Source organism: Terriglobus sp. YAF25, from assembly GCF_052113305.1.
Classification (GTDB): Bacteria; Acidobacteriota; Terriglobia; order Terriglobales; family Acidobacteriaceae; genus Terriglobus.
Map to the genome: position 1 here is coordinate 1 of NZ_JBFRCY010000734.1, position 2,240 is coordinate 2,240.

The following is a 2,240-nucleotide window of genomic DNA, read 5'->3' on the forward strand; positions in this document are numbered from 1 at the left end:
ACCTACCGCTACGAATCAGCCGGTRTAMGTGGTAAGCKTCGTGCCGATGTTGKTGAACGCSKKATTGATATCRGYYGCCAGGGTCGACATTCCGGCMGTAGCGGCRAAGGCGATCAGTGCWACCACCAGCGCGTACTCGATAAGATCCTGTCCGTCCTCGTTGCTCAGAACATCCTTTACCGTCAGGTACATCATCCACATTTTGTTCTTCATGATTAGTTCCTCCACTCTCTTGATTTTTCCCAGTCGAAGACTGGTTGACTTTATATCTTGTATCTAGCAACTGAGGTGCCATTCTCGCCAGGCGTAATATGCCGATAAATAGCCAGGAAATTGCGTGAAGCGGACTCCAGCGGGGCAATTAGGCAGGATATTGAGGCGGAATAATGCCGCTCTGGCGTTCTAAGTGTGCAAACAGTTGTCATTTCTCTGCTGACATCTACGACGGCATTTTTTGTAAGTGTAGTTGTCGGCGCTGAGGCGCAAATCTGCTCAATGAAATGCCACAAAGAGCAATAAAGACAGGCCGTTAACAGCTTAAACGGAAACAACAATGCGGAATTCGCAATGTTGTTTGTCGTGATGAGATCGTAAGTCATATTTGGACACATTTAGACGCTCTTGTTAGGCGCCAGGGGTAATTCAAGCCGGTCGCCGCGGCGCGTTCCGCTCCTGCGGACAGAGCCGGCTTCTAATTCCAGTACGGAGTGAGCGAGAAGGCATAATGAAATCCTCCAGGGAGGCACGTTATGTCTTATTTTTCTTACTCGCTTATCTCTACTTAGATAGACAAGGTCAATCGAGAATTGCATTCTGAACGTGTGAACCCCACCACAGGGCACGATCCACAGACCTTCTCCCGTAGATAATTGCTTTCGGCCAAGCAGGCCTTTTCTACGGGTCTTGCTTGTATCTGCCACGTCGATGCATCGAGCTAACTCAGTGTGACGTGTCGTATTTTTGACGATTAAATGGATCTCGGGCCTCTCCGCGTGTGAAGCGAAAATGCCCGAGATCCATTTGAGAAGAGCCATGGCGCTATGTTCCATCTTTATTGCTGTGGACTTGCTGGTTGTTGTGGATTGTCTGTCTCCCCGTTGTTCGTGAAGTTATACACGGCTACGGGAGACATACTTTCCGTTTGCAACGTACGCCCTGGCTTCATGCTCTCAACCAGTTTCTCAACTGCAATGGTTGCTGGCGGAGGGGTTGTTCCTGCGGGAGAGCTCGGGTTTTCCATTGGTGTGCCCGAGATCGAAGGCAGGAATTTATCCGGGAACTTGATCTCCGGCTTGGGTGCTCCAGCCGGAATCGGGTTCACGATTTCCGGAGTTATGATAACCACTAACTCCGTATTTGACTTAGTAACTGACATGGATTGGAAGAGCTTGCCAAGAACCGGGACATCCCCGATGAAAGGAATCTTCGACAGGTTCTTGGTTTCGCGATTATCGAGCAGTCCGCCGATTGCAAAGCTCTGACCCTGGCCAAGCTCAACTTCGGTTCTGACCTTGCGCGTGTTGATTGCCGGAATATTGTAGCCGGATAACCTTACTCCGTTTGCGAAGTCGAGAGAACTGACTTCGGGTGCAACCTGAAGCCGGATCGTCCCGCGAGGTGTAATTGTTGGGATGAAGTCCAGGCGGACGCCAAACTCCTTGAACTGGATCGTGATCGCTCCTGTTCCGGTTCCGGTGATGCCCTGGATAACGGGGTACGGGTACTGGCCACCGGCCAGAAAGCTTCCCTGTTTTCCATTGGCGGTCATGACATTAGGTTCCGCCAGGACCTGCAATACGCCCGTTGTCTGCAACGCCTGGAGAGTCGCGCCGAGATTCAAATCGGGACGGAAGATGAAGATATTCATCAGATCCGACAGGACTAACTTCTGTGTACCGTCCGGGTTGCTGACAAACGTCGGCGGTGCGAACTGCTGCGTCGTAACAGTACCAATACTATTCGTGGCGCCGGTGCTGAAGACGTTTATGCCAAGCTGCTGGCCGCGGGTTCTGTCGATGCTTGCGAAGCGCACCTTCAACAGAATCTGCGGTTCGGCTGCAGGCATGTCGACGTACAGCAGGTTAACCACTTTGCCGGCGGTGGATGCGATCTGAACGGCCCGCTTGGAGCTGTCGAGATCCTTCACCGTGCCGCGAAGGAAGATAGAGCCTCCTTCGGAGCTGACGCGCACTGCCTGGCCGGGAAACTCGGTTCTGAGTTCGCGGCGTAGGGCTTCCAAC

The 2,240-nt window shown here is 52.4% G+C and carries 2 protein-coding genes; both read right to left on the bottom strand.

The features are described 5' to 3' along the window. Positions 1–611 precede the first annotated feature (611 nt). Entirely contained in the window at positions 612–1,049 is a 438-nt protein-coding gene (locus tag AB4043_RS23035) for a DUF192 domain-containing protein (protein WP_442300716.1), read from the bottom strand. A gap of 2 nt (positions 1,050–1,051) precedes the next feature. Beyond that, positions 1,052–2,240, bottom strand: a 1,189-nt coding sequence (locus tag AB4043_RS23040; RefSeq protein ID WP_442308210.1) for a type II and III secretion system protein family protein, incomplete at its 5' end; no start/stop codon positions are given.

Excerpts from the sequence above, each read along its gene's own strand:
- AB4043_RS23035 (WP_442300716.1), bottom strand. The coding sequence starts at position 1,049 with ATGGAACATAGCGCCATGGCTCTTCTCAAATGGATCTCGGGCATTTTC.